Annotated in this window: 18 protein-coding genes; 15 read left to right on the plus strand and 3 right to left on the minus strand. The window is 38.7% G+C overall.

Going from position 1 to position 19,027, the window contains the following annotated elements:
• Positions 1 to 9: 9 nt before the first annotated feature.
• Positions 10 to 2,334, plus strand: coding sequence for a TonB-dependent receptor domain-containing protein (locus tag J2X77_RS02290; protein WP_209579968.1), 2,325 nt, complete (start codon positions 10 to 12; stop codon positions 2,332 to 2,334).
• A gap of 6 nt (positions 2,335 to 2,340) precedes the next feature.
• Positions 2,341 to 3,138, plus strand: coding sequence for a DUF4249 family protein (locus J2X77_RS02295; RefSeq protein ID WP_209579970.1), 798 nt, complete (start codon positions 2,341 to 2,343; stop codon positions 3,136 to 3,138).
• On the opposite strand, the gene J2X77_RS02300 is transcribed toward J2X77_RS02295, so the two are convergent.
• Positions 3,135 to 3,746: a polysaccharide deacetylase family protein gene (locus J2X77_RS02300; RefSeq protein WP_209579972.1), complete on the minus strand. Its 612-nt coding sequence runs from the start codon at positions 3,744 to 3,746 to the stop codon at positions 3,135 to 3,137. The genes J2X77_RS02295 and J2X77_RS02300 overlap by 4 nt on opposite strands.
• A 55-nt stretch (positions 3,747 to 3,801) precedes the next feature.
• Between J2X77_RS02300 and J2X77_RS02305 the strand changes: the two genes are divergently transcribed.
• The 5 genes from J2X77_RS02305 (at position 3,802) to ispE (ending at position 8,939) form a co-directional block, all read left to right on the plus strand.
• On the plus strand, positions 3,802 to 5,181 hold the full coding sequence (locus J2X77_RS02305; RefSeq protein ID WP_209579974.1) for a TolC family protein: 1,380 nt from the start codon (positions 3,802 to 3,804) through the stop codon (positions 5,179 to 5,181).
• A gap of 22 nt (positions 5,182 to 5,203) precedes the next feature.
• The gene (locus tag J2X77_RS02310; protein WP_209579976.1) at positions 5,204 to 6,508 is read left to right on the plus strand and encodes an efflux RND transporter periplasmic adaptor subunit; all 1,305 of its coding nucleotides are present in this window, start codon (positions 5,204 to 5,206) and stop codon (positions 6,506 to 6,508) included.
• Positions 6,509 to 6,616: 108 nt separating this feature from the next.
• Complete coding sequence (locus J2X77_RS02315) at positions 6,617 to 7,579, plus strand: helix-hairpin-helix domain-containing protein (RefSeq protein WP_209579977.1); 963 nt, start codon at positions 6,617 to 6,619, stop codon at positions 7,577 to 7,579.
• Entirely contained in the window at positions 7,566 to 8,093 is a 528-nt protein-coding gene (locus J2X77_RS02320) for an adenine phosphoribosyltransferase (protein ID WP_209579979.1), read from the plus strand. The genes J2X77_RS02315 and J2X77_RS02320 overlap by 14 nt, the downstream gene beginning before the upstream one ends.
• 30 nt (positions 8,094 to 8,123) lie before the next feature.
• Entirely contained in the window at positions 8,124 to 8,939 is an 816-nt protein-coding gene (gene ispE / locus J2X77_RS02325) for a 4-(cytidine 5'-diphospho)-2-C-methyl-D-erythritol kinase (RefSeq protein WP_209579982.1), read from the plus strand.
• Between the two features lie 36 nt (positions 8,940 to 8,975).
• On the opposite strand, the gene J2X77_RS02330 is transcribed toward ispE, so the two are convergent.
• Positions 8,976 to 9,821: an ATP cone domain-containing protein gene (locus tag J2X77_RS02330; protein WP_209579984.1), complete on the minus strand. Its 846-nt coding sequence runs from the start codon at positions 9,819 to 9,821 to the stop codon at positions 8,976 to 8,978.
• Positions 9,822 to 9,951: 130 nt separating this feature from the next.
• On the opposite strand from J2X77_RS02330, the gene J2X77_RS02335 reads away from it, so the two are divergent.
• Positions 9,952 to 10,248, plus strand: coding sequence for a DUF2892 domain-containing protein (locus tag J2X77_RS02335; protein ID WP_209579990.1), 297 nt, complete (start codon positions 9,952 to 9,954; stop codon positions 10,246 to 10,248).
• Positions 10,249 to 10,541: 293 nt separating this feature from the next.
• On the opposite strand, the gene ychF is transcribed toward J2X77_RS02335, so the two are convergent.
• Positions 10,542 to 11,642 carry a redox-regulated ATPase YchF gene (ychF, locus tag J2X77_RS02340; protein ID WP_209579995.1) on the minus strand — a complete coding sequence of 367 codons (1,101 nt, stop codon included), beginning with the start codon at positions 11,640 to 11,642 and terminating at the stop codon, positions 10,542 to 10,544.
• A gap of 68 nt (positions 11,643 to 11,710) precedes the next feature.
• On the opposite strand from ychF, the gene J2X77_RS02345 reads away from it, so the two are divergent.
• The 7 genes from J2X77_RS02345 to trxB all read left to right on the plus strand — a co-directional run bounded on the left by J2X77_RS02345 (position 11,711) and on the right by trxB (position 18,653).
• Positions 11,711 to 12,046 carry a Rieske (2Fe-2S) protein gene (locus J2X77_RS02345; protein ID WP_209579996.1) on the plus strand — a complete coding sequence of 112 codons (336 nt, stop codon included), beginning with the start codon at positions 11,711 to 11,713 and terminating at the stop codon, positions 12,044 to 12,046.
• 88 nt (positions 12,047 to 12,134) lie between these two features.
• On the plus strand, positions 12,135 to 13,139 hold the full coding sequence (locus tag J2X77_RS02350; protein ID WP_209579997.1) for an NAD(P)H-dependent glycerol-3-phosphate dehydrogenase: 1,005 nt from the start codon (positions 12,135 to 12,137) through the stop codon (positions 13,137 to 13,139).
• A 19-nt stretch (positions 13,140 to 13,158) separates the two neighbouring features.
• A complete protein-coding gene (gene hemF / locus J2X77_RS02355; protein WP_209579999.1) occupies positions 13,159 to 14,055 on the plus strand; it encodes an oxygen-dependent coproporphyrinogen oxidase in 897 nt (298 codons plus the stop codon).
• A gap of 19 nt (positions 14,056 to 14,074) precedes the next feature.
• Entirely contained in the window at positions 14,075 to 15,334 is a 1,260-nt protein-coding gene (locus J2X77_RS02360; protein WP_209580001.1) for a pitrilysin family protein, read from the plus strand.
• Positions 15,324 to 16,643: a pitrilysin family protein gene (locus J2X77_RS02365; RefSeq protein ID WP_209580003.1), complete on the plus strand. Its 1,320-nt coding sequence runs from the start codon at positions 15,324 to 15,326 to the stop codon at positions 16,641 to 16,643. Before J2X77_RS02360 ends, J2X77_RS02365 begins: the two co-directional genes overlap by 11 nt.
• A gap of 71 nt (positions 16,644 to 16,714) precedes the next feature.
• Positions 16,715 to 17,668 carry a 3'-5' exonuclease gene (locus J2X77_RS02370; RefSeq protein WP_209580004.1) on the plus strand — a complete coding sequence of 318 codons (954 nt, stop codon included), beginning with the start codon at positions 16,715 to 16,717 and terminating at the stop codon, positions 17,666 to 17,668.
• A gap of 28 nt (positions 17,669 to 17,696) precedes the next feature.
• Positions 17,697 to 18,653 (plus strand): thioredoxin-disulfide reductase, encoded by a 957-nt coding sequence (trxB, locus tag J2X77_RS02375; protein WP_209580005.1) that lies wholly within the window; start codon positions 17,697 to 17,699, stop codon positions 18,651 to 18,653.
• The last annotated feature ends 374 nt before the right edge of the window (positions 18,654 to 19,027 follow it).

A 19,027-nucleotide genomic window follows, 5' to 3' on the forward strand; every position in this document is an offset into this window, starting at 1 on the left:
TACTTGATTATGTTTAGACCTATAAAGGTTGTTTTTTGTTTTTCCTCCCTTGTGTTTTGCGTACAGCAAGCGTATAGTCAACAATCTAAATCTATTTCCGGATTTGTAAGGGACAGTATCAGTGGTGAAAATATTATTGGTGCTGTCATAAGGAATGATATGGAAAAGAAATCTACAGCTTCAAATAAATATGGATTTTTTAGTTTCTCGATCCGAGATGGGAGCAGACCTCTGGAAGTTTCGTCTGTTGGCTATAAGACAAAGGCCTTTTCTGTTCAATTTGATAGGGATTCAACGTATATCGTTCAGCTGGTTCCAGAGGAAAATCAACTAGCGGAAGTAACAGTGACAGGCAGTAGGCGAAAATCAATTAAAGATTTGACTCCCGGCCTTACCCAGTTCAGTCCAAAAGAAATTGAAAAAGTTCCTGTGCTTTTTGGAGAAAAAGATATTTTAAAAACTATTCAGTTATTTCCAGGAGTGACAGGTGGCGGAGAAGGAAGTAGCAATTTTTATGTGCGAGGTGGCGGTGGTGATCAAAATCTCATTTTGCTGGATGAAGCCCCTGTTTACAACAGCTCCCATTTGTTTGGTTTCTTCTCGACATTTAATTCAGATGCAATTAAAGATGTCAATTTTTATAAAGGAGGGGTTCCTGCACAATATGGAGGTAAAATATCATCTGTAATGGAAATAACAACTCTAGATGGAAATAACCAGCATTTCAATGTAGAAGGGGGCTTGGGGCTTATCGCTTCAAGACTTAAAGTGGAGGGGCCAATCCAAAAGGGGAAGAGTTCATTTATGATCTCCGGCAGGCGTACTTATGCAGACCTTTTCTTAAAACTTTCAAATGATGAAAACATAAAGAAGAGCGCATTATTTTTTTACGATCTCAATGCAAAATTAAATTACCGGATCAATGATAAAAATACCCTTTATCTCTCGGGATATTTTGGCAAGGATGCCATGGCTTATCATGATTTGTTTGATTTCAATTGGGGAAATGCTACCGGCACAATGCGTTGGAACCATGTTTGGAACAATAGACTGTTTAGCAATACAACGCTCATTTTTAGTAAATTTAATTATCAGGTTAAAATTGAGGACGATAGCAATTTTAAAATTCGTTCTGATATCTATAATTACAATTTTAAACAAGACTTTCAATACAGCCTTTCGGACGGTCATAATTTAAAATTTGGATTACAGGGAGCATTACAAGAGGTCCGACCAGCAAGTATCGAAGCCGGCGAGGATTCGAAAGTGAATTCATTACAGATTCAACATCGAAAAGGTGCCGATGTCGCAGCTTATCTAACAGATGACTGGTCCGTCACAGACCGCGTAAAATTAAATTACGGGCTGCGGGCGTCTGCTTATGCCACTTTGGGGCCGGGAACTTTCTATGCATTCGATAATAATGGAGAGGTGGTAGACTCAACCTACGTGGGTAATAACAAAATGGGGAAAAAGTACTTTTATCTGGAACCTCGTGTATCGCTGAATTACGCTGTCAGCAATTTAGCCACTTTAAAGGCATCTTTTAACACAAATGTTCAATATTTGCATCAATTGAGTAATACAACGAGTAGTCTGCCAACTGATCAATATGTATTGAGTAACAATACAATTAAGCCCCAGTTATCCAACCAGTATTCACTTGGCTACTTTCGGAATTTCGCCTCCAACAGATATGAATTCTCTGTGGAAGGTTATTATCGTGATTTGAAAAATCAGATCGATTATAGAAACGGAGCCGATTTGCAGGCAAATGAATTGTTGGAAGGAGAATTGTTGTTTGGAAAAGGTCGAGCTTACGGAATCGAATGGTTCCTAAAAAAGAGATTAGGACGATTCAGTGGTTGGATTAGTTATACTTTATCGAAAAGTGAAAGGCAATTCGAGCAGATCAATAATGGTGAATGGTTTAACGCTCGTCAAGATAAAACCCATAATATAGCCCTTGTAGGACAGTATCAACTAAATCCGAAGTGGAACCTTAGTGCTAATTTCGTTTATTATACAGGGGATGCCGTTACCATGCCTGCGGGTAAATATTTTGTTGACGACCGTACAATTTTTTACTACGATAGAAGGAATGGCCAGCGGATGCCTGCTTATCACCGCCTAGATTTGGCAGCAACGTATGATATCAAGCGAACAAAGAATAGTTACTCCAGCTTATCTTTTGGGTTATACAATGCATATAATAGAAAAAATGCCTATTTGATTGACTTCAGAGAAAAAGAAGGCCAATCCAACGTCACTGAGATTTATCGAATAGCATTATTTGGGACTATACCATCGATTACTTGGAACTTTAAATTTTAAAAAAAAATGAAGAAGATATTGGGTGCAATCGTTGTTGCACTAGTCACACTATGGGGCTGCGAAGATAAGATCGATCTGGAGTTGCCAGAAAATACAGGTCAGTTGGTTATCACAGCCGACCTAATGGTCTCGGATCAACAGCATGAAATTAGTATTCAAAAGGTCGTAAGCATCAAAGACTCTCTGTTTTCACCGATAACTGACGCGGAGGTGATCATTACAAATATGCAGAATAATCGCACTTACACCTTTTTAGCGGGGAAAGATGGCGTTTATACCAATAAGAGCTTGCGTTTACAAGAGAAGGTCACATACCAGTTGCAGGTACGTACAGCCGATGGAAGGGAAATCGTTGGAACATCAAAGGTGCCAAGTTATGTAGATGTGGATTCTATAGGGCTATCGGAGCGGGTTATATTTACAGACACAATTTATTACCCAACACTTGTATTCATTGACCCACCAGAAAAAGGTAATTATTATAAGTATAAAATGTCGGTAAATAGTGGTAAATTACGGTTTATTGATGTTTTTAGCGATAAATTTAATAATGGGCTTGAAGTACAGCACGATATTATAGACCGCGATAGGGATCTAAAAGTTGGTGATCGGGTGCGTATTCTCCGACAGTGTATCGATGTAGGGGCCTACAATTACTGGAATAGCTTTCAGATGATTAATCCTGGTGCGGCTTCACCGTCCAATCCTATTTCAAATCTGAGCAATAATGCACTGGGTTATTTTAGTGTTAGTGTTGGTAAGTATTACGAATCCGAAGTCACTTTTGCCCGAGGTAAATCTTAATCTATCCTCGCAAGCTGATAGTTGTTTTTTAACAAAAACTCTATCGTTTTAGGTAGGGCATATTTGACACGGGGAATGGCTTTGATGTTATCGTGAAAAATGATAACAGAGCCATTTTTAATATTAGATAAAACGTTTTCTAGACATTTTTGCGGACTCAAATTCAGATCGAAGTCGCCCGACATAATATCCCACATGATAACCCTATAGCTTTGATAGAGTTGTCGCAGTTGTGATTTTGTTGCTTTGGCATAAGGAGGACGAAAAAGATCGGTCTGTGTCAGTTCCTGACATTGCGCAACATTCATCAAATATTGTTCATCATTTGTTTCCCAGCCTTTAAGGTGATTGTAAGTATGGTTGCCCACCTGATGTCCTTCAGCTAAAATTCGTTGAAACAAATGTGGATTTTTTTTAATATTTTCACCAACACAAAAAAATGTTGCCTTTGCCTGATATTTTTTTAGGATATCGAGTATAAAAGGTGTAATTTCAGGAATTGGACCATCATCAAATGTAAGGTAGACTTTTTTATCATGGCGTGGCATATGCCATATTGATTTGGAATATAGCCATCTTAGGAAGAATGGAGATTTGACAAAATACATAACCGATGAATGAAGGTCAAATCTAAAGAAAAAATGTATGGTTCTACATATGGACATGAAAAGATTTTATTATTCTGCAGTAATATTTACTGGATTACTTTTAGGAACTAATGACGTGGTTCGCGCGCAACAGGTGGTTGGGGTGGCTGATGCGATTCGTATGACCCTGGAACGCAATGTACAAATAAAACAAGCGGAATTGAATAAAGATTTAGCTGCTCAAGATGTATTTCAAGCGAAAAGCAATCTGTTACCAGATCTAAGTGCCTCCGTGGATCAAAGTTTCCGTTATGGTTTTGGTTTCGATTTAACTTCCGGACGAATTGTCAATAACACCTGGACGAAAGGAACTAGTGGCTCAGTGGGATCGAGTGTCAATTTATTTCAGGGTTTTCAACAGGTCAATCAGATAAAAGCAAATAAATTGCAGTTAGAGTCCACAGCGACGCAGGTAGACAAGATAAAAAATGATCTAATTTTAAATGTATTAGTGAATTATTTGGAAGCTATTACCAATCATGAAATGATGGTTGCCAGTGAGGATCAGATCGCTTTATCAAAGCAACAATTCTCTTTGGATTCCATTCAGTTTGCAGTCGGAAATAAAACTATTGCTGATCTTGCGAAATCGAAAAATCAGGTCGCTACGAATGAATTGAACAAAGTGAATTTGAAGAATTCATATGAAATGTCTTTGTTGACCTTAAAGCAATTGATGGAGATGCCACCTGAAACCGCAATTTCTTTAGAACGTCCGAACTTAGAATCGGTATTGGTTCATGCTGAGGATAAAAATGCGGTCGATATATACCAAAAGGCTTTAACATTGCAGCCTGATATCCGCAAGTCGGCCCTGGATAAAGAGGTGGCCTTAAAGCAAATAGACATAGCAAAAGGCGGGTATTATCCTACAGTCAATTTGAATGTAAGTTATGGTACAAATTATTCTTCTGCAACAACTAGACAGACGGATCCATTGGATCCCGCAACCTTATTTAGGGTGCCTTTTGGTCAACAACTATCCGATAACAAATCTTTCTTTACAGGTTTATCTCTCGCCGTTCCAATTTTTTCTAGGAATCAGAATAAAGTGAATGTTGCTAAAGCAAAGATTGGTTTTAAGCAAGCTGACGCTAGTGAGCAATTAGCAAAGAATAACTTGAATAAAGCGGTTAATCAGGCTGTGCTCGATGTGAATGCGGCCAAACAACGGTACAGCTCCGCCACTGTGGCATTTGAGAGCGCTGAGACAGCATTTAAGGCGACCAAGGAACGCTATGATATAGGCATGGCTAATTCGCTTGAATTATTCACCGCGCAAACTGAACGAAATAAGGCTGAATTTGATCTTATCCAAGCAAAATATAATGTAATATTCCGATCAAAGATCATCGATTATTACATTGGAAATCCAATTCAATTCGATAACAATTAACCTATTTGATCCAACAAAAGAAATGGCAAAGAAAAAACGTAGCATAGGAAAAATTATATTGATCATTGTCGTACTCCTGGCAATCCTTGGCTTTATCGGTTTTAAAGTCGGATGGTTTGGTAAAGGAGATATTACTAAAGTCGCCGTGGATGTGGTAAAGGAAGTGGATGTCGATGAGTTAGTTTCCGCAAGTGGAAAAATTCAACCCGAGGTGGAGGTGAAGTTAAGTTCCGAAGTGTCAGGCGAGGTGGTTGAACTTAATATAAAAGAAGGCGATTTAGTTAAAAAGGGGCAAGTTCTCTGCCGCATAAAACCCGATATCTTGCAGTCTGGCTATGATCGGTCTGTAGCAGCTATGAATTCACAGCGCGCTAATCTAGCAGCTGCACAACAACAATTAAAACAACAGGAAGAGAACTTTAAGAATGTTGCCGCTACATATAAACGGAATCAGGAACTTTTTGAAAAGCGTGTTATTTCTGCGGCGGAGATGGATAAAAGTTCAGCTGAATATTTCGCTGCACAGGCGTCTATTCAGGCGCAGCGAGAAACAGTACGTTCTACGAAATATGGTATTGACCAATCGCAAGCGTCGGTAAAGGAAGCGCAGGACAATTTAAATCGAACGACCATTTATGCGCCCTCTGACGGCATCATATCACTTTTATCTATCGAAAAAGGAGAACGGGTGGTGGGTACGGCACAAATGGCAGGTACGGAAATTATGCGCATAGCCAATATGAGTTCTATGGAGGTGAATGTTGATGTAAATGAAAATGACATCAATAATGTAAGAGTAGGCAATCAAGCTGAGATCGAGGTTGATGCTTTTAAGGACAGAAAGTTTAAAGGCGTAGTGACCGAAATTGCTAGTTCATCTAAAAACATAGCAACGACCACTGCGTCCACGTCGTCGACTGACCAGGTGACAAATTTTAATGTAAAGGTTCGTATCAGTGCAGAATCTTATCAGGATTTGATGAGAGAGAATGTTGCGTCTCCATTTAAACCGGGGCTTTCTGCAACTGTTCAGATATTTACAAAACATGCTAGAGGATTGGTCGTTCCCATTCAATCGGTGACTGTACGCTCTGATGACAAAGATTCTACAACTACCAATAAGAAAGTTGAAGAGTATGTATTTGTTTTAAAAGATAAAGCGGTTAAACAAGTTTTAGTGAAAACAGGGATTCAAGATGATAAAAACATCATAGTCATTTCTGGATTAAAAAAAGGAGAAGAGGTTGTTTCTAGACCATTTGATGCCATTTCAAAGACTTTAAAGGATGGTAGCCAAGTGGAGAAAGTGGATAAATCTAAATTGTAAATCTCTTTGTAGATAATAACTGTTGAAAAGGAGGTTTTTAATTTTAATAACCTCCTTTTTATTTTCCTTATAATTTATTAAATTTAAAAACCCAATTATCAGCGGCTTATGAAGAGGCTATTGACGTATTTTAAATTTAATAAAACAGAACAAAATGGGTTTTTCATAATTTTGGTGATTATCGTATTGTTTTTCACAATCTATGCCTTGCTTAAAAGCAACACAATTGATACAATTCCAAATCAGGCCAAGCTATTTGAACAATCCTTTCATGACTCTCTTGAGCTCTCAAGTTCGACAAAACAAGAGACGGGAAATTCAGCCTATTTAACTAATAATGAAAGAGAGTTGTCAGTAAATCCAAATACCGTTTTGGATGATAGTAAACTATTCTACTTCGACCCAAATGATTTACCGCATGCCGATTGGCATAAATTGGGGCTTTCTGATAAACAGATTGCGGTATTGAAAAACTACGAAAATAAAGGAGGACGATTTAGACAAAAGACCGATCTAAAAAAAATCTATTCCATTAATGATCGACTTTACAGGCGACTGGAACCCTATATCCGCATAAAAACAATTCCCGATACGGCAATAACCAAACAGCAAAAAAGAACGTCCTTGTTGTATGATAAATTCGAAAGTAATACAGCTGAACTTATTGATATAAATACCTGTGACACTACGGCTTTGATGACTCTTAAAGGGATAGGTTCAATTCTATCCAAACGCATTTTGAAATATAAAGATGTACTGGGAGGATTCTACCGTATTGAACAGTTAAAAGAAGTTTATGGTGTTCCAGCAGAAACTTATGATCTGATTAAAGATTATATTGTTGTGTCAAGTTTAGATGAAATCAAAAAAATCAATATTAATAAGGTAGATGCAGCTTCATTGGCCAAACATCCGTATCTTAGCGGCAAAGATGCGAAACTGATCATTAATTATCGGGATCAGCATGGAAATTATGTTAATATAGAGGATCTGACAAAAATAGGAACGCTTTCAGATTTAGCTATTGCCAAGATCGCACCTTATTTAATATTTGAAAATGATTCAAGATAAATTGAAACTGGAAATCCGGGATATTGTGGATTTTCCTAAACCTGGTATTGTATTTAAAGATATCACACCTTTATTGAAAGATGCGGCACTGTGCAGTGAAATGATTGATTCGATTGTTGATCAATTACAACGTGTAGAGATCGATGCGATTGCTGGAATTGAGAGCCGTGGATTTCTATTTGGATTTTTACTGGCAAACAGATTAGGCTTACCTTTTATTCCAATTAGAAAGCAAGGCAAATTGCCTTTTAAGACAGTATCTGAGTCTTATGCACTGGAATATGGGCAGGCGACGATTGAAATTCATGAAGATGCATTCAAAAAAGGAAGCCGAATATTGGTTCATGATGATCTGTTGGCTACAGGCGGAACAGTTGTTGCAGCTAGTAAGCTTATTGAAAGATTGGGAGGAGAGATTGTCGCTTATAGCTTTATTATCTCTTTAGACTTTTTAAAAGCGAAAGGTAGATTATCCAGGTTTAGTGACAACATCTATTCATTGGTGAGCTATTAATTTTGAAATATAGAATCTAGATAAACTCAAATGATACTTTTTGCAAATGCAAAAATAAATATTGGACTGCAAGTAATTGCTAGGCGCCCAGATGGCTATCACGAGCTGAATAGTGTTCTTTGCCCGTTGCCAATTTACGACATTATCGAATTATTAGAGATTGACTCGGCGGAAACTATATTAAATATGCAAGGAGAACATATTCCAGGAAATCGTGTTGACAATCTTTGTTTAAGAGCTTTTCTATTGCTAAAAGAGGATTATGATATCCCAAGTGTTTCGATCGATTTGATCAAACAAATTCCAATTGGAGCGGGATTGGGTGGAGGTTCTGCAGATGCATCTTTTGTGTTAAAGGGACTTAATACGCTTTTCCATCTGAATCTCACCAATGAGCAGCTAGAAGGTTATGCGGCCAGACTTGGAGCCGACTGTCCTTTTTTTGTTGCGAATAATCCAGTTTTTGCAACAGGTATCGGTACTGATTTTAAGCCTTTGGATTTGAACCTTGATGCCTATCATATTGCGGTAATCATGCCTAATATCCATATTTCCACTGCTGAAGCCTATGCAGGTGTACAACCTAAGATACCCGAAATTAATTTGGAAGAAGCAATACGTCTGCCTATTCAGGAATGGAAGTTTCACATTCGGAATGATTTTGAGGATGGTATATTTGAGCGTTATCCATTGTTGAAGGAAATTAAAGAAGCTTTATATCAAAAAGGTGCAGTATATGCTTCCATGTCTGGATCAGGAGCGGCTATTTATGGTATATTTTGGGATAAGACTGATTTAAGCGAATTTGTTAGGTATGGTAAAATATATCATCCTTCCAAGATTTAGTTATTACCCCATTCCATGTATTTAATGTGAAATTTCCTAATACTTTTCTTCCACTTTGTAGTTCAAGAGTTCATGAGCTTCATTTAAAACTTTTTCTTTACGCTCTCTTGCGAGGTTTAAGAGGTCAAGTTTTTCAGGATTGTTGACAAGGTCTTTTACCAAAATTAGCTGGTTTTTTAGTAGTTGCTGCTCTTCAGTGTCAGAAAGTGTTGTTAGGCATGTAATCGGATAGAAGACAGCTTTGTCTACTCTTTTTTTGATACTATTATCTTTGGGATAATCCCACGATAACAAGTTAATTTGATAGTATTTGGCAAAATCAATCGAATCGGAGGTAAAGTACGCATTTGTGATTAGCCACCCTTCATGAAACTGCAGCTGTTTTCCAAAGAACTGATAATTGATATTGCTGATATCTTTAAATCTGGACAGGTAATACATCGGAGTTGTCACCGAAATTCTAGCGTCAATATCATTGCGAAACTTGCATTCTGCAGTAATTAATTTTCCATCTTTATATGCCACGACATCTAATTCATGTGAAACAGCATGCCCTTGCACGGTTTGTCCGGTCGTGCTTTTGTAGCCCATTGACTGTAAAAGGTGCGCAATGTATTTTTCGAAATAAAAGCCCTCTGGTCCGAGTTCTCGAAGTGCCTTCTTTAAACTATAGCGAGCTGCATAGGAGGCTCGAACAGTTTTCAAAGTGTCAAATGCAAGCTGATAGAGCTCTCTAGTTGAAATTCCATCATATATTTCGTTGAGAACCTTATCGTAAACTTGATTGACCTCATCCGCATTGGCACCAGAACGATTAAGCGATTTGCGTAAAGCTTCACCGTTGAAAGGTACTATTTCACCTGAATATTTTTTGATTTGCATGTATTTGAAATTTCTAAATACGAATATAAGAGTTGTTGTTGGAGAAACAACATAAAATCTATATGCTATTCTTAAACTTTTTTGGACTGTAATTTGTTTATATGATAATAGACTTAAAACATAGAGAATTATGAGTAACCTACTAACATTTGCATTTGACAAGATCAAGACGAAAATAGAAGACGATTGCATCGAAGAAAATATTGGTACCTCTGAACGGGTTTTATCGGTCATTGCAGGGGGCTTTATTTTAGGTATGGGTGTCAAAAAACTAATTAAATCGCCATTGACGGGATTTTCTGGATTAACACTTGGTGGAGCTTTGATTTACCGAGGAGTAACTGGTCATTGTGATGTGAAAAAAGTTTTGGAAGACAAGGACATCAAAAAAGTGGAGGTAATTGAACATCGCTATTTTGTAAAATAGCCAGTGTTTATCGAAGCTCATCCCAATTAAACTATTTAGATACGAATGATAGAATTTTAGCGGTCACGTAAGCGTGTTTTCAAATTATGGTAACATGGTCAATATCGCCTTAAGGTGGTATAGATCTGAGTATATTTTATAATGCTCCATCAGACGTGCGCGAATGTACATTCGATTAGCTTGCCGTGTAGTGTGAAATAATACCTTTTGTAAAGGTGGGGTGATAAAAACAAAAATAGGCAGTAAATAATTTACTGCCTATTTTTGTTTTTTGACTCTAAAACGCATGCGCATTACACGTTGAAGCGGAAGTGCATTATATCACCATCTTGGACAATATATGTTTTTCCTTCTACGGATAATTTTCCAGCTTCCTTCACTGCACTCTCCGATCCGAGTGTGACGAAATCGTCGTACTTGATTACCTCAGCACGGATAAATCCCTTTTCGAAATCGGTATGTATAACACCGGCAGCTTGAGGAGCTGTAAAGCCATTTTCGATTGTCCACGCACGAACCTCCTGTACGCCAGCTGTAAAATACGTCGCTAAATTTAAGAGAGAATACGCAGCACGGATCAACTTGTGCACACCAGATTCTTCCAAACCTAGATCGTCCAAGAACATCTTGCGTTCTTCATAGCTTTCCAGTTGAGCAATTTCTGATTCGATCTGCGCAGAAATCACCAATACTTCAGCTTTTTCGTCTTTAACAGCCTCTTTAACCCGTTCTACATAAGCATTTCCTGTATTGACTGATCCTTCGTCCACGTTGCATACGTAAAGTACAGGTTTGGCTGTCAACAGCGCTAGATCCTGTATAAACTCGAAATCTTCCTCGTCGATCGCTGCCGTACGTGCAGATTTTCCGGCTTCGAGATGATCTTTCACAATTGATAAAATATCAAATGTTCTTTTTGCATCCTTATCCCCACCTGTTTTGGCCATTTTCTCAACCTTTTGAATACGTTTTACAACCGTATCCAGATCCTTAAGTTGTAGTTCAGTGTCGATGATTTCTTTATCTCTGATAGGGTCTACAGAACCATCGACGTGAATGACATTACCATCGTCAAAACATCTTAAAACATGTATAATCGCATTTGTCGTACGAATGTTTCCTAGGAACTGGTTGCCTAAGCCTTCACCTTTTGATGCTCCTTTAACAAGACCGGCGATATCGACGATTTCTATTGTATTTGGAACAATTCGTTGTGGGTTGACTAATTCAGCTAATTTATTAAGACGGGCATCCGGTACGGTAATAACCCCAACATTTGGTTCAATTGTACAAAATGGAAAGTTTGCTGCCTGCGCTTTCGCGTTCGACAAACAGTTAAATAATGTTGATTTACCAACGTTTGGTAAACCCACGATACCGCATTGTAAAGCCATATATAGTGCAAATTTTTGAAATTCCACAAAGATAGAAAATTCACCGTAATTTTTAGCTATCTTGTCACATGGTTCATTGGTACAAAATTGAACGCGCCGAAATTCTAAAAAAACATGGTATTAGCGAGCATAAATTCGGAGGGAAAATTATTTGTATTACTTGGTTCGAAAATCAAATCTATGCTTTCTCTCGAAAATGTCCACATGCTGGCGCCATGTTGAAAAATGGCTGGTGTGAGCGAGGAAAAATAATCTGTCCTTTTCATCGCCATGAATTCGACCTTGCGACAGGAAAGGGGAATCCGGAACAGCATAATTTTATACATGTATATCCTATAAAAATGGAGGATAACGAGTATTTTGTTGGGTTGGAAATCGGTTTTTGGAAAGGTTTATTTACTTAGAAAGTAACGAAAATATCATATCTCGCCGCGTGAATCGTATATCTAGCCAGTAAATAAGTATATTTGCTTCCGAAAACAAATTAAAGACATGCAGGGGAAAAAGATTGGTATAATTGGTAGCGGAAGCTGGGCTACAGCTATGATCAAGATGCTATGCGAAAATGACCAAGATAAACATATTTTTTGGTGGGTAAGAAAAGAGGAGGACGCAGAATACATCCAGAAGTTTAAGCATAATCCTACGTATTTGAGCAGCGTATCAGTTGACCTTAACATTACTACGATTGATACTGATGCGAAAAATGTGATTGCGAATTCAGATATAGTGATTTTGAATACTCCCGCTGCTTATTTGAAAGATGCTTTAGCAAATGTCACCAAGGAAGACTTCAGTGATAAAATTGTTGTTTCGGCTATCAAAGGGATTATTCCTAAAGATAATTTGATTATCGGTGAGTTTTTGGAGCAGCGCTATTCGGTTAATATAGACCAGATCTGTGTGGTGGGAGGTCCTTGCCATGCCGAGGAGGTGGCCTTAGGTAAATTGTCTTATTTAACTTTCGGATGCAAAAATCTAGATAGTGCGGCTTTGGTCGCTTCGTTTTTATCCTCACGTGTTATCAAAACCATTTTGTCTGTCGATGTACTTGGAATTGAGTTTGGAGCAGTATTAAAAAATATTTATGCTTTGGCTGGAGGTATTTGTCATGGATTAGGCTATGGTGATAATTTTCAGGCTGTATTGGTGTCCAATGCAATCCGAGAAATGCGGCGCTTTGTTGGCAAAGTGGATGGTGATACCTCACGTGATGTAAATACATCGGCCTATTTGGGAGATCTTTTAGTAACAGCTTATTCTCAGTTCAGCAGAAATAGGACTTTTGGCAATATGATCGGAAAAGGGTATAGCGTACAGTCCGCGCAATTAGAAATGAATATGGTAGCTGAAGGGTATTATGCCTCTGCTTGTATTCAGGAATACGCCAAAAAATATGATGTTGAATTGCCTATATGTGATGCTGTACATCAAATTTTATATGAGCATCTTCCTTCGTCTAAAATTATTCAAGCTTTGAGCGAAAAATTAACATAAAAATTTTGTAAGAAAATAGATGATAAAAAAAGAAGCAATTGCTTTAGCTTATAAAGAAATTCAGGATGAAATATGCCAGGCGCTGGAAGAATTAGATGGATCGGCGCGTTTTGAAGAGGAGCTGTGGGAGAGAGAAGGCGGCGGGGGCGGTCGTACTAGAATTATTCAAAATGGTCGTATTTTAGAAAAAGGCGGGGTTAATTTTTCTGCTGTCTATGGGAAGTTGCCTGAAACGCTTAAAACATCGTTCGGAGTAGATGAAGATGACTTTTTTGCTACAGGTGTCTCGATTGTGATTCATCCCAATAATCCATTGGTGCCGATTATACACATGAATATTCGCTATTTTGAGCTAAACGATCAGATTCGTTGGTTCGGTGGAGGAATAGACCTGACACCGCACTATGTTGATGAAACAGATGCCCGTTATTTCCATCAACAACTAAAGGCGGTATGCGATAAGCACGATAATACATTTTACGGTAAATTTAAGAAATGGGCCGACGACTATTTCTATATCCGTCATCGACAAGAAACGCGCGGTGTGGGCGGTGTCTTTTATGACAAGTTAAATACTGAAAATACAGGGCTTAGTATGGATGAGATTTTTGCTTTTTCATGTGATCTCGGCCGCACTTTTGCGCCGACCTACACAACACTAGTTGAAAAGAACCAGCATAAAACTTTTACCGAACAACAAAAAAACTGGCAGCTAATACGTCGCGGTCGTTATGTAGAATTTAACCTTGTATGGGACTCGGGTACTAAATTTGGGTTAGAAACGAATGGACGTATAGAGTCGATATTGATGAGTTTACCAGCCCAAGCCAATTGGGCATATGATTATCGTCCTGAAGCCGGCTCCGAAGAAGCCAAAACCTTATCTTTATTGCGAAAAGGTATTAACTGGATTTAAAAACGCCGAAAAAAATTAGATGGTTTCTTATCAAAAATTTATATTAGAAAACGGGCTCCGTGTTTTGGTTCACGAGGACCACAATACGGCTATGGCTTGTGTCAACATTTTATACGATGTGGGTGCACGGGACGAGTCGCCAGAGCAAACCGGATTCGCCCATTTATTTGAGCACCTGATGTTTGGCGGAAGTATCAATATTCCTAATTTTGATACTGAATTGCAAAAAGTTGGAGGAGAGAATAATGCTTTCACAAGCAATGATATCACCAATTATTACATCACATTGCCCTCATCAAATCTAGAGACAGCGTTGTGGTTAGAGTCGGACCGGATGTTGAGTTTGGCTTTTTCAGCACAAAGTCTCGAAGTACAACGGAATGTAGTGATCGAAGAGTTTAAGCAGCGTTACTTGAATCAACCTTATGGGGATGCATGGCTTAAGTTGCGACCCTTAGCTTATCAGGTACATCCGTATCGCTGGGCAACGATCGGCAAGGAATTGAGTCATATCGAAGAAGCTACAATGGAAGATGTGAAAGCGTTTTTCAAATTACATTACAATCCGCAGAATGCAATAATGGTTGTTTCTGGTGATGTACATTTTGAAGAAGTTAAGTTCTTAACCCAAAAATGGTTTGGTGATATTGAACCTGGTATAAAATATAATCGTCAATTGCCAAAAGAACCAGAACAGCAGGAAATGCGGCGTGAAACTATTTGGGCAGAGGTACCTCTTGATGCACTCTACATGGCATTTCACGGGCCAGCACGATTGGAAGAAGGTTATTTTGCCATGGATCTTTTATCAGATATTTTATCTCGAGGTTCTTCTTCTCGTTTGTATCGACGGTTGGTTAAAGAGGGGCAGTTATTTAGTGAGATAAATGCCTATGTGATGGGAAGCATAGATAGTAACCTTTTTGTTATAGAAGGGAAGCCAACTGCGGGCGTTTCGCTTGACGAAGCTGAGCGGGCGGTGTGGTCTGAATTGGAGATTATAAAATCCGAATTAGTACCCATGAAGGAGTTGGAAAAGGTGAAAAATAAGATCGAATCGACCAATGTCTTTGCAGAGTTGTCCATTTTGGATAAAGCAATGAATTTAGCTTACCATGAGTTGCTAGGCGATGCAGATGGCATCAACACTGAGGTCTCGAAATACCTATTGGTAAGTGCTGAGGATGTTCAACGCCAGGCACAAGCAATTTTTAGACCCGAGAATGCTTCGATATTACTATATAAATCAAAAATGGAGGAGGCTATATATGTTGGATAGAACGCAAGGACCTGTGTTTCGTGAAATTGGAAACATCAGTTTAAAAGAACCGATAAAGAAACAATTTGGAAACGGTTTGCCAGTTTATATTTTCCAGTCGCCTGAGCAAGAGTTGGTGCGTATCGAATGGATTTTTGACAATGCCTATCTTGATGGACAGACAGAGAACCCTTTGTTAAATAGTGCTTTAAGTGCTTTACTTAAAGAGGGGACCAACTCAATGTCCAGTGCAGAGATTGCGGATAAAGTGGATTTTTATGGAGCATTTCTAGTCCCTGAATACTCTTTTGACGTGACTTCTCTATCCCTTTATACTTTGAATAGACATAGTCAAGTACTTCTACCTCTTGTAAAAGATATTCTTACGGAGGCATCGATACCACAGCAGGAGCTGGATACCTATTTACGGAACAACAAACAGAAGTTTCAAGTTTCTATTCAGAAAAATGATTATCTGGCGCGGCGTAAATTCTATAACCTGATCTTCGGTACGGGTAATCGCTATGGACGGACACCGAAGCTAGAAGATTATGACACGATTACGCGCATGCAATTAATGGAGTTGTATCGGAAAGAAATTGTACCTGGCAATTGCACTTTAATTGTTTCTGGAAACGTTTCCGATGAGCTTTTGCAAGAACTCGAGCAGATTTTTGGAGAGGAGTGGTACGCGGCGCCTTTGATTTCCGTAGAAAAACCTGTGTTGATTCAAGGTTCCTCTGAACTAGCCTATGAGGAGAAAGATAGCGCCTTGCAGTCGGCGATTCGCTTAGGTTGTCAAACCATTTCAAGAACACATCCTGATTATCCTGCACTACAGTTTGTTAATACCCTGTTAGGAGGCTTTTTTGGTTCTCGTCTCATGCGGAATATTCGAGAAGAAAAAGGCTATACCTATAGTATTGGTTCGGCCGTTGCTACCCTCAAACATACAGGGTTTATGACCATTGTAACCGAAGTTGGGGTGGATGTAACGCAAGCGACTTTGGAAGAGATTGAAAAAGAGATCAACTTGTTAAAAGCAAAATTGGCCTCTGAAGAGGAAGTGAATCTTGTTAAAACCTATATGGAAGGTTCGATGTTAGGATCATTGGAAAGTATCTTTTCGCATGCCGATAAGTTTAAAAGTGTATTGTTAAATGAGATGACGTTAACATATTATTCCTATTATATGGATCAGATTAGAAATATGTCGCCTGAGAAGGTGTATGATATTGCCAATAAATATTTGGACTTTAACGCAATGGTGAAAGTTGTTGTTGGTAAAATAAGCCAGGAAGAACCAGTTCATCAAGCGGTTGTAAATTAAATTTCTTAGACTACAAAAATCGAATACTACTTTGTATTTTTGGTTTTTGATAAAAAAGTGAACTATCCAGCATGGAATTAAAATTAAAAAGGCCATTGGTATTTTTCGATTTGGAAACTACAGGCGTTAATGTGGCGTCCGATCGTATTGTTGAAGTGTCATTTCTGAAAGTGATGCCCAGTGGAGAAGAAACAGTCTATACTAAGAAGATTAATCCCGAAATACCTATTCCGGCGGAATCCTCTTTTTTCCATGGCATCTATGATGAGGATGTGAAAGACGCTCCTAGTTTTAAAGTAATAGCAGTAGAACTAGCTGCTTTTATTGCGGATGGAGATTTAGCGGGTTATAACTCCAATAAGTTTGATGTGCCAATGTTGATGGAGGAGTTTTTACGGGCTGGTGTTGATTTTTCATTGGAGGGTAGGGCATTTGTGGATGTTCAAAATATCTTTCATCAAATGGAACAAAGGACCTTGAAAGCTGCCTACAAGTTTTATTGCAATGAAAACCTCGAAAATGCACATACTGCTGAAGCGGATGTACGCGCAACTTACGAAGTTTTGAAAGCGCAGTTGACGAAGTATGAAGGTGCGGCTTTTGAAGATAAGCATGGTGTGGTGTCTCATCCCGTCGTCAACGATGTGGAAGCTTTACATGCATTTACAAATTTAAGTAAGCCGGTGGATTTTGCCGGACGTCTTGTTTACAACGCCGACGGGTTGGAAACGATCAATTTTGGAAAACACAAAGGAAAGCCAATTGTGGAGGTATTTGAGCAGGAGCCGAGCTACTATGCTTGGATGCAAAATGGAGATTTTCCATTGTATACCAAAAAGGTGCTGGAAAATATCTGGAATAGGTACAAAAAGGAGAAGAACGAGCAAAAAGCTAAAGCGGCTGTAGCTCATTCAGCGGAAGATAAAAAACTTGCGAAAAAAGAGTTCAACAAACAAAATGAGGAGGCTCCACAGAGCATTTCCTTGGACATGTTGAAAGGATTGCAAGATAAATTTAAAAAATAACTTTAATTAATAGCTTAGAAAAAGTATTATGGAATTCAAACAAGAAGTTGAGCATATACAGTGTTTGATTATTGGTTCGGGGCCAGCAGGCTATACTGCAGCGATTTATGCGGCACGTGCGGATATGAAACCAGTAGTTTATACCGGTATTGTTCCGGGAGGGCAATTGACACAAACTACTGAAGTGGACAATTTTCCAGGTTATCCAAAAGGTATTACGGGACCGGTGATGATGGAAGATCTGCGTGAACAAGCTGAGCGCTTTGGTACTTCAGTTCGTTTTGGATATGTTACAAAAGTCGATTTTACAGGGACCGTACACCGTGTTGAAATCGATGGAACTGTACAAGTTACCGCCGATACAGTGATTATCGCAACTGGAGCAACCGCAAAATGGTTAGGTCTGGAATCTGAACAAAAATATAATGGTTTTGGTGTTTCTGCATGTGCCGTTTGCGATGGATTTTTCTTTAAAAACCAGGAAGTTGCTATTGTTGGTGCTGGAGATACCGCCGCAGAAGAAGCTACATATCTCGCAAAATTATGCTCAAAAGTACATATGTTAGTGCGCCGAGATGAGTTCCGTGCTTCTAAAGCAATGGTTCACCGTGTGATGAATACGCCCAATATCGAAGTGCATTACAATTCTGAGGCAAAAGAGGTTTTAGGAGATGGTCAGGTGGTAACTGGAATTCGCGTTATTAACAATAAGGATCAATCTGAAAAAGACATAGAAGTGACAGGATTCTTTGTTGCAATAGGGCACAAGCCCAATACGGATCTTTTTACGGGAGTATTGGATATGGATGAAACAGGCTATTTGATCACCAAACCAGATAGTACTGCGACGAATATACCAGGAGTGTTTGCTTGTGGAGACGTCCAGGACAATGTCTTCCGTCAGGCTATCACCGCTGCGGGTACAGGTTGTATGGCAGCTTTGGAAGCTGAAAGATATCTAGCGGCTAAAGAAGGCGGCGAATAATCAAATTGAAATAAAAAGGGGCATTGCAAAAAGTGAGGGCACTGAAAAAGTCTCAAGTTTTTAATGAGTCCTAAAGAAATGACTGAGTATCGGGTTTACCTTACTCGGTCATTTTTGTTTAAAGGATTTCTGGAAGTTTGTTTTTTTAATTGCCTTACTGAAGATTTAGTCGCCTAGGACTTGCTATTTGAGTTTTAAGCATCGCATCTAGGCTATTTTTGAGGTAATATTCCTCCTTTTCAGATCAATTTCAGGATTCTTTTCAAGTTTACAGTGAAGATGGCCAATGCACCCTGCATTTCCATGTTTTGGATGCCATAGGAATCAGCTCTGCCATAACCATGCACATTCTTGAGCTCACTGTTAGTGGCTTC

It is taken from the genome of Sphingobacterium sp. 2149 (genome assembly GCF_031455655.1).
GTDB lineage: Bacteria > Bacteroidota > Bacteroidia > Sphingobacteriales > Sphingobacteriaceae > Sphingobacterium.

Coding starts and splice junctions, on each gene's coding strand:
- J2X77_RS02290 (WP_209579968.1), top strand. CDS start 10: ATGTTTAGACCTATAAAGGTTGTTTTTTGTTTTTCCTCCCTTGTGTTT.
- J2X77_RS02295 (WP_209579970.1), top strand. CDS start 2,341: ATGAAGAAGATATTGGGTGCAATCGTTGTTGCACTAGTCACACTATGG.
- J2X77_RS02300 (WP_209579972.1), bottom strand. CDS start 3,746: ATGTATTTTGTCAAATCTCCATTCTTCCTAAGATGGCTATATTCCAAA.
- J2X77_RS02305 (WP_209579974.1), top strand. CDS start 3,802: ATGAAAAGATTTTATTATTCTGCAGTAATATTTACTGGATTACTTTTA.
- J2X77_RS02310 (WP_209579976.1), top strand. CDS start 5,204: ATGGCAAAGAAAAAACGTAGCATAGGAAAAATTATATTGATCATTGTC.
- J2X77_RS02315 (WP_209579977.1), top strand. CDS start 6,617: ATGAAGAGGCTATTGACGTATTTTAAATTTAATAAAACAGAACAAAAT.
- J2X77_RS02320 (WP_209579979.1), top strand. CDS start 7,566: ATGATTCAAGATAAATTGAAACTGGAAATCCGGGATATTGTGGATTTT.
- ispE (WP_209579982.1), top strand. CDS start 8,124: ATGATACTTTTTGCAAATGCAAAAATAAATATTGGACTGCAAGTAATT.
- J2X77_RS02330 (WP_209579984.1), bottom strand. CDS start 9,821: ATGCAAATCAAAAAATATTCAGGTGAAATAGTACCTTTCAACGGTGAA.
- J2X77_RS02335 (WP_209579990.1), top strand. CDS start 9,952: ATGAGTAACCTACTAACATTTGCATTTGACAAGATCAAGACGAAAATA.
- ychF (WP_209579995.1), bottom strand. CDS start 11,642: ATGGCTTTACAATGCGGTATCGTGGGTTTACCAAACGTTGGTAAATCA.
- J2X77_RS02345 (WP_209579996.1), top strand. CDS start 11,711: ATGGTTCATTGGTACAAAATTGAACGCGCCGAAATTCTAAAAAAACAT.
- J2X77_RS02350 (WP_209579997.1), top strand. CDS start 12,135: ATGCAGGGGAAAAAGATTGGTATAATTGGTAGCGGAAGCTGGGCTACA.
- hemF (WP_209579999.1), top strand. CDS start 13,159: ATGATAAAAAAAGAAGCAATTGCTTTAGCTTATAAAGAAATTCAGGAT.
- J2X77_RS02360 (WP_209580001.1), top strand. CDS start 14,075: ATGGTTTCTTATCAAAAATTTATATTAGAAAACGGGCTCCGTGTTTTG.
- J2X77_RS02365 (WP_209580003.1), top strand. CDS start 15,324: ATGTTGGATAGAACGCAAGGACCTGTGTTTCGTGAAATTGGAAACATC.
- J2X77_RS02370 (WP_209580004.1), top strand. CDS start 16,715: ATGGAATTAAAATTAAAAAGGCCATTGGTATTTTTCGATTTGGAAACT.
- trxB (WP_209580005.1), top strand. CDS start 17,697: ATGGAATTCAAACAAGAAGTTGAGCATATACAGTGTTTGATTATTGGT.